Source organism: Methanophagales archaeon, assembly GCA_021159465.1.
Taxonomy (GTDB): Archaea; Halobacteriota; Syntropharchaeia; order Alkanophagales; family Methanospirareceae; genus G60ANME1.
On the sequence record JAGGRR010000266.1, the window covers coordinates 1 to 8,229 of the forward strand.

The following is an 8,229-nucleotide window of genomic DNA, read 5'->3' on the forward strand; positions in this document are numbered from 1 at the left end:
ACTGCTAAGTTTCATCTTCATCTCCTCCAACCTCTTTCATCATCGCATCTATCTGTGCAGATGTGAAATGTTTTTGGGTCATCGCACCAACCGGGCATTCCGCAATGCAAGCGCCACAGCCTTTACATAGTACAGGATTAACATACGATTTCCTCGTTCTGAGCACGATTTCCTCTAACTCCTTCTCCTCTTCTTTTAACTCGATTGCTCCAAATGGACATACTTCCTCGCAGGCGCCACATCCAATGCAGAGCTCCTTGTTCACTTCTGCGATTATCGGCTCCACCTCTATATATTCCCTGGATAAGATACTGCAAACCCTCGATGCCGCTGCCGATGCCTGTGCCACACTGTCAGGAATATCCTTTGGCGATTGACAGCATCCAGCAATGAAAATGCCATCTGTAAGCGTATCCATAGGACGAAGTTTTGGGTGTGCCTCCATAAAGAATTTATCAGCACTTTGTGTTATCTTCAATATCCTTGCAAGCTCAAGGATATCAGTTCGGGGAACAATACCCGTTGCAAGCACCACAAGGTCCGCTTCCTTTTCGATAGTGCGACCTTTACTTATCGTTTTTACTCTCAATCTCCCATTTCCATCCTTCTCCACTTTTATCTCGTCTGTTAACTCCCTTCTTATGTAATTCGCTCCTTCCTCTTTCACCCGCCTGTAGAATTCCTCAAATCCTTTACCAAACGCTCTTACATCCGTATAGAACACCGTTACATTTACATCCGGAATATGTTCCTTCACCAGATGCGCCTGCTTTGCTATATACATACAGCACACACGCGAACAATACTCATTTCCTTTTCCTCCTTCCACCTCTTTCTCCCTTGACCCTACACAGGATATGAAAACCACTTCTTTCGGCTCTTTTCCATTTATCTCTATCTTGCCGCCGGTGGGACCTGAAGCGTTACAGAGCCTCTCAAATTCCAAGCTTGTTATTACCTCATCGTATTCATACCCGTAATTTGGCTCTAAAGCAGAGTCGAATAAATCATAACCCGTTGCTACCACTATCGCACCCACTTCTATCTCCTGCATCTCATCTCTCATGTCATGCATTATCGCATCAGCCTCGCATACACGCTCACAGAGCCTGCAATCGGCACAGATTCCGCATTTCAGGCATCTATCCGCCTCTTCTATCGCTTCATCGTGATCAAAACCAACCTCAACCACATTAAAACTGTGTATCCTCTCATCCACCGGTAGCTTTCGCTGTTTCTTACGGGTTTTTGGCTCTATTGCACCCTTAAGCCGCGCTCTTACCTCCTCTATTCCTATTTCCTCCCTTACTTCCTCCTCCTTGGCTGGTAAGCCCCGCAGATAGCAATCAATAACCTCTGCAACTTTCTTACCCCCCGCTATCGCTTCTATCACCGTTGCCGGTCCTGTTACTGCATCACCACAGGCGAATATGCCCTCCTTACTCGTACGCCCAAATCGATCTGCTCTGATCCTTCCACCCTCCACATCTATACCACTGCCCTCCAGGAATTCAAGTCCTGATTGCTGCCCTACTGCCACTATTACTGTATCCACATCAAGAATGAACTCCGAACCCTCAATAGGTATCGGTCTTCTCCTACCCGATTCATCGGGCTCGCCCAGCTTCATCTTGATACATTCCAGCGCCTCCACTTGCTCGCTACCGATTATCCTGCTCGGTGATGCTAAATATAAGAGTCGCACACCCTCATCCTCGGCATCTCGCAGCTCCTCTTCACGCGCTGGCATCTCTTCACGTGTTCGTCTGTATATTATTGTCACCTCTGCACCCAGCCGTAAAGCGCATCTCGCAGCATCTACCGCCACATCGCCTCCTCCTATCACCGCCACTTTATGCCCTATCCCCATCTCTACATAGCTATCTCCCGTACCCACTTTATCCAGGTTGAAATTCAATTCCCGGAGGAAATCAACGCCATGAACTACTCCTTTCAGTTCTTCGCCTTCAATACCAAGTTTCCTGCTCTTATCCGCACCAACAGAGATACAAATGGCATCATATTCATTCATAAGTCTCGCAAAAGCGTTTTTATCTATCGCCTTTCCTGTCTCTATCTCCATTCTCCCACTGCATATACGCTTGATATACTCTATATCCTTCCTTAATACAGTACGTGGCAGCCTGTAATGGGGTATTCCGGCTGCAAGCATACCTCCTGAGACCGGCAACTTCTCAAATATTCGCACCCTATAACCCGCTCTCGCAAGGTAATAGCCTGCCGTGAGACCCGCAGGACCTGAACCGATAATCGCTATCTTCTCACTCTGCTCCTCTACCTCTACTCCTACCCCTACCTCCACACCGGCTGCTGCATCTATGCCCGCTTCTTCCTCTTCTTCTATATTGTCAGTTGCAAACCTTTTTAATGCCATTATTGCTATTGGCTCGTCAATTGCAGCACGATTACAGACAGATTCGCATGGATGTGTGCATACATACCCACAAACTGCAGGTAGAGGATTTGTCTCTCTTATCAAATCCACCGCTTCTTTATATCTCCCCCGGGCGATCAATGCGATATAGCCCTGCACATTCACACCTGCGGGACAGCCCAATCGGCATGGTGGCGTACCTTCTATCTTGTCTATTGTATAGACCAATGGGATAGCCTGTGGGAATGGTATATATAACGCACCCCTCTTCGTGAGACCCAAATCGAAATCATTCGGTATAACATCCTTCACTGGACATACCTTTGCGCATTCACCACAGCCTGTGCATTTACTCTCATCGATGTAGCGCGCCTTCTTCCTTATATGTACTCTGAAATTGCCCACATAGCCATCTACACTCTCAACCTCCGCATAGCTGATGAGTTTTATCTTATCATGGCGTGCTACATCCACCATCTTCGGTGTGAGCACACACGCAGAGCAATCCAGAGTGGGGAAAGTCTTGTCCAGTTGAGCCATGTGTCCACCGATAGAAGGCTCTCGTTCCACTAAATACACGTCATAGCCCGCATCTGCTATGTCCAGAGCACATTGTATACCCGCAATTCCACCACCTATCACCAGTGCAGAAGGTGTTACACCCACTCGCATAGGCGCCAGGGGCTGTAATAATGATGCTTTTGCAACTGCACTCGCAACCAGCTCCTTCGCCTTTTCCGTTGCCTTCTCCTTATCAGTGTGAACCCAGCTACACTGCTCCCTTATATTCGCCATCTCCATGCAATAGCCATTCAAGCCTGCTTCCTCACATGCACGCCTGAACGTTACTTCATGCATCCGCGGTGAGCAGGAAGCAACGACCACGCGGTCAAGTTTCTCAGTACGAATATCATTCTTTATCAAGTCCTGACCGGGGTCTGAGCACATATACACGTAATCACGTGCAATAGCGACATCAGGCAGGGTCTTTGCAAACTCCGCCACCTCCTTCACATCTACCGTTGCTGCTATATTCGTCCCGCAATGGCACACATAGACGCCAATTTTCATGTTTTAATACCCATTCGTGAAGATCAATAGATTACAGGCTCTGTGGCTATATCCTCATCCGGCGGCTCTATCAATTCCTTTTCCAGCGGATAAGGCAGCGAAAAGCCAATATCAGCGGAGTAATCTATCTTCACACAGCCAAATTTTCTTATCAGTTCTCCCTGCGTTCTGTTCTTCCCGTTAGGAATAATAGCGAGCTTTGGCTTCACGTCCTTCACTTTCTCGTATAATATCCCCTCCTGGAACAGGTTGGTGACATCACTTTTACGTATGCTCGAGTTTATTTCAATGATGAATATGCTTCCCATCTTTTACAATCAAATCAACTTCGACTTTTGATGGATGCCCGAAGACGATGCCTTCCTCATCGTCAGTAATCCCTCTTTCCACCTCTCCACCGAAATACTGCTCGACAATGCTTTTCATGCCCTCTCTGAAAATACCCCTTTTCGAACCCAAATCCCCTATCTTGAGGTCTAACCCATTTAACAGCCGGGCATGCTCCTCAAAGCGTTGGTCGTGCTCCGCCAGTCTGCCAAGCCCCTCTTTAAAGCCGACAAAGCCGGCTACGCTCAGCCTGAACTCACGGTCCCCTCCAAGTAACTTAAGATTTCTGCTCTTCAATTCCGCTACTGCCATTTCCTTATTGTCTTTATTGTACTTGTACTCTGTATTTCGTATTTTGTTTTGTAGGTATTTAATTTTTAATTACCACATGCTCTCCAGCAGCTTCATTGCATCTCCAAGCCCCATTTCGCGTGGATTACGTTTCAGATAGCCTTTCTCCTTCTCTACATCCTCCGCAAGCTCCGGTAAGTCCTCCCTCGGGACGTCCAGATCCGACAATCGGGCTGGTAATTCCAAACGCTCTATCATGCTTCTCACACGTGCTATCGCCTTTGATGCCGCTTCTTCCGCAGATTCTATCTTCTCTCCCACCAGCGCTGTCGCTATCTCCTTCATCCTCGCTCCCACCGTTGGTGCATTAGCATTATATTCCATGATGTAGGGCAGAGTGAGTGCAGCGGAAACGCCGTGTGGCACCTTATATCTTGCACCAAATGCGTGGGCTATTGCATGTCCCGCGATAACGCCCGCATTACCAAATGCTATACCCGCCAGCATCGCGGCTAATGACATCTCCATACGGGCATTGAGGTTATCACCGTGTGAGAACGCCTCCTCTAAGTTATTACTGATCTTCCGCATCGCTTCCAGTGCAAACGAATCGGTAAGTGGATTCGCACCAAGTGATAGAAAAGCTTCTATCGCATGGCTCAATGCATCCATGCCCGTAAAAGCAGTTACACGTGGCGGCATTGTGGCTGTGAACGCGGCATCAATAAATACGACATCGGCGAGGTTGTAAGAACTCGCTATCGCCTTCTTCTTGCCATTTGTAATCACCAATGCAAACGGAGTAGCCTCAGAACCTGTACCCGCAGTAGTTGGGATTAGAATCTTGGGTACACTCGGATTTTTAATCTTGTTGGCACCCAGGAATGCACTTGCTTCCTGTTCTGGATTGGCTGCAGCTGCTGATGCCAGTTTCGCCATATCCAGTACGCTCCCACCACCTATACCCACCACCAGGTCGTAATTATGCTTTGAAGCTCTGACCCCACAACCAGGTCGTAATTATGCTTTGAAGCTCTGACAATCTCATCGGCAATCGCCAATGTAGGCTCAGACTCAACTTTATCAAATACATCTACTTCTTCCAATACCTCTCTTAAAGACTTTTCTACCTTATCACACAACCCCATCTTCTCCATCGTCTCATCAGTAACGATGAGCGTTCTCTTTGCACCCAACAACTTCGCTTCCCCACCTATCTTATCCGCTATCCCACTACCAAAGACCACTCGCTTTGGCAGTTGAATCGCATAATACATCTGCATATCCACCACCATTAGAATATACAAATTGATGTTATATAAACAGATAAGAGTGATAACAGTGCCGTGCTTTGCCTATTTATCAATTAACACAATAGAGACGATAAGACGGACATGCCTTTGGTATGCTCCGGGTTCTGCTATGCATCACAACTCAATCCACATACACATACACATCACAGCTTTGAAGATTCCTCATAAGCAATAGCAGCATTTATTATCTTTTCTTCACTGAATTGCTCACCCACAAGCTGCAATCCAACTGGTAGCCCATTGTAGAATGCGCAAGGTACTGATATGGATGGCACACCTGCTAAATTCATCGGTACAGTATTAACATCAGCGAGATAAAGAGAAAGCGGGTCTTTTATCCGTTCACCAAGCTTAAATGCGACAAAGGGCATTGTTGGTAGTGCCAGGATATCATATCTCTTCAGTGCGGCATTGAACTCACGCCTTATAAGTGTACGCACCTTCAATGCCTTCAGATAATATCTGCCATAGTAGCCCACGGAAAGAGCATAAGTACCGAGAATAATCCGTCTCTTCACCTCCTCTCCAAACCCTTCTCCTCTTATCCTTGAGAAAGTGGTATGCCAATCAGCATCCTGTTCCAGTCGAAGCCCATATCTGAGTCCATCAAACCTCGCCAGATTCGATGATGCCTCGGACATCGCAATGATGTAATAAGCAGCGAGTGCATATTTTAGATATCTCATGCTCATCTCCTCATAAGATGCCCCGAGCTCCTCAAAGCTGTAAATGGCATTCCAAACAGCAGCTTCAACCTCTGGTGAAACACCCTCTATGAACTCCTTAGGCACACCTATCCTCAAATCTTTCACACCGGCACCTCCCTCGTGACTTGTCTGATAGTGATAGTTAGTAGCGCTGCTGTTACTCAACTTCACCTGTGTGCTGTCCCTTTCATCTTTTGCAGATATCACTTCCAGGAGTAATGCGGCATCTCTTACATTCGATGCCATCGGACCTATCTGTTCCAGGGAATTGGCGTATGCAATGAGCCCGTAACGTGATACGAGCCCATAAGTGGGCTTTATTCCGATGATGCCGCAGAAAGAAGCAGGGCAGCGAATAGAACCACCGGTATCGGAGCCAAGGGCAAGAACCGTCTCTCTTGCTGCTATAGCTGCGGCACTACCACCAGAAGAGCCTCCGGGAACTCTACTGAGATCATGCGGGTTTAATGTTGGTCCGTAATAGCTCGTCTCGGTGGAAGAGCCCATGCAGAACTCATCCATATTCGTTTTACCTATGATTATCGCACCTTCTCGCTTTAGCGCCTCTATCACGGTGGCATCATATGGGGGGATATAACCCCTGAGGATCTTCGATGCGCACGTGGTCTGGATATTTTTGGTGGAGATACTGTCCTTGATGGCGATAGGTACGCCAAGCAGCTTCTTCTGCATGTATTCCTCTTCTTCTCTGTTATTATCCGTTTCCCTCGCTTTTTTAAGCGCTTCTTCCTTGTTCAACGTGATATAGCAGTTCAGTTTGCTCTTTTCTATTCGCTCATATATCCTCGATATTAAGTCCTCACATGATATAGCCCCACTTTTTATGCCTTCCACGATTTCCGTTGCTGTTAAAGTTGATTCTTGTTCCATTTTCATAACATTGAAGCGTTCAGCATTACATAATCACAGGAGAGGTCACAGCCCCAGGCTGTTGCAGTTGCAGTTGTCTCCTTTTCCCCTTCGCTTTCCCCTTCTCCTCCACCCAGCACAATGTCTATGGTTAGCTCCTTACCCTTCATCACTTCATGATTCCATCTGCCGACAATTCTTCCGTTTCTCACCACCTCCGCCTCCTGCTCTTTTCCCCTGAACTTCATTGATATCACTTCTACTTCTGGCACGGTACTGGTACTGGTACTGGTACAGCTCCCGATGGCTGCTATTATACGACCACATGCGAGATCAATACGCTCGCCAAATATTGCACTCTTCACCAGCGGTGATCGTAGAATCTCACGCGCAATCAACTTCGCATCTCCCTGTGGCACTGGCGCTCCCTTCAGACTCACATTCACCTCAATAAACTTCGTTGCACCTTCGCCATCACGCGCAATCATCTTTGCAAGCTCCTTACAGAGATAATTCAAGCCCGTTTTGAAGTTTTCCGCGCTTATCTCCTTCCCACCCCTGCTGACGAGCAATACCATATCGTTCGTGCTCATGTCCCCATCCACTACAATCATATTGAATGAATTGTCACATGCATCTTTCAGGCACGTCCGCATTGTTTCGCGATCCAGTTCCGCATCTGTATAGATGAACGCCAGCATTGTAGCCGTAGCCAGATGTGGGTATATCATCCCTGAACCTTTCGCTATACCACCTATTGTTACCTCGCCAACCTTGATAGCCAGTTCCTTCGGGAACGTATCGGTGGTCATAATCGCCTTTGCCGCCGCTGCACTGCCCTCGGGATCTGAAGTCAACCTCTTAGCAACCTCCTGAACCTGCCGCGCTATCATTGCAATATCCAGTTGTTTCCCTATGGGGCCAGTAGATGCGACTGCCACCTCGCTCTTATCAACGCCAAGCACAGCAGAAGCGAGTTCTGCCATTCTATTCGCATTTCGCATACCCTCTTCGCCAGTAAAGCTGTTCGCACAGCCACTATTAGCAATTATTGCACTTATTCGCCCGTTTTCAAGCAACAATCGCTGTGTAAAGATGAGGGGTGCTGCTTTCATCTTATTCATAGTGAACATACCTACTGCTTTACCTTTGCCCTCTATCAGCGCCAGCCCTCTGTTATTCTCTCTTATCCCGTATGCCCTTACACCGCTTACAGCGCAAATCCCACCTCTTAGCACCTCTATCTCCATCTCTA

Annotated in this window: 7 protein-coding genes; all 7 read right to left on the reverse strand. The window is 47.5% G+C overall.

The window, feature by feature from the left end:
- Positions 1-4: 4 nt before the first annotated feature.
- Positions 5-3,466, reverse strand: a complete 3,462-nt coding sequence (locus J7J01_10650) for an FAD-dependent oxidoreductase (GenBank protein MCD6211318.1) — start codon at positions 3,464-3,466, stop codon at positions 5-7.
- A 23-nt stretch (positions 3,467-3,489) separates the two neighbouring features.
- Positions 3,490-3,774, reverse strand: coding sequence for a hypothetical protein (locus tag J7J01_10655; protein ID MCD6211319.1), 285 nt, complete (start codon positions 3,772-3,774; stop codon positions 3,490-3,492).
- Positions 3,752-4,105 carry a DUF3782 domain-containing protein gene (locus J7J01_10660; protein ID MCD6211320.1) on the reverse strand — a complete coding sequence of 118 codons (354 nt, stop codon included), beginning with the start codon at positions 4,103-4,105 and terminating at the stop codon, positions 3,752-3,754. Before J7J01_10660 ends, J7J01_10655 begins: the two co-directional genes overlap by 23 nt.
- Before the next feature lie 69 nt (positions 4,106-4,174).
- A complete protein-coding gene (locus tag J7J01_10665) occupies positions 4,175-5,056 on the reverse strand; it encodes an iron-containing alcohol dehydrogenase (protein MCD6211321.1) in 882 nt (293 codons plus the stop codon).
- Complete coding sequence (locus J7J01_10670; protein ID MCD6211322.1) at positions 5,044-5,361, reverse strand: iron-containing alcohol dehydrogenase; 318 nt, start codon at positions 5,359-5,361, stop codon at positions 5,044-5,046. Before J7J01_10670 ends, J7J01_10665 begins: the two co-directional genes overlap by 13 nt.
- A gap of 179 nt (positions 5,362-5,540) precedes the next feature.
- A complete protein-coding gene (gatA, locus tag J7J01_10675; GenBank protein ID MCD6211323.1) occupies positions 5,541-6,995 on the reverse strand; it encodes an Asp-tRNA(Asn)/Glu-tRNA(Gln) amidotransferase subunit GatA in 1,455 nt (484 codons plus the stop codon).
- A gap of 2 nt (positions 6,996-6,997) precedes the next feature.
- On the reverse strand, positions 6,998-8,229 hold a 1,232-nt coding region (gene argJ / locus J7J01_10680), incomplete at its 5' end, for a bifunctional ornithine acetyltransferase/N-acetylglutamate synthase (GenBank protein ID MCD6211324.1).

Excerpts from the sequence above, each read along its gene's own strand:
- J7J01_10660 (MCD6211320.1), bottom strand. The coding sequence starts at position 4,105 with ATGGCAGTAGCGGAATTGAAGAGCAGAAATCTTAAGTTACTTGGAGGG.
- J7J01_10655 (MCD6211319.1), bottom strand. The coding sequence starts at position 3,774 with ATGGGAAGCATATTCATCATTGAAATAAACTCGAGCATACGTAAAAGT.
- gatA (MCD6211323.1), bottom strand. The coding sequence starts at position 6,995 with ATGGAACAAGAATCAACTTTAACAGCAACGGAAATCGTGGAAGGCATA.
- J7J01_10650 (MCD6211318.1), bottom strand. The coding sequence starts at position 3,466 with ATGAAAATTGGCGTCTATGTGTGCCATTGCGGGACGAATATAGCAGCA.
- J7J01_10670 (MCD6211322.1), bottom strand. The coding sequence starts at position 5,361 with ATGTATTATGCGATTCAACTGCCAAAGCGAGTGGTCTTTGGTAGTGGG.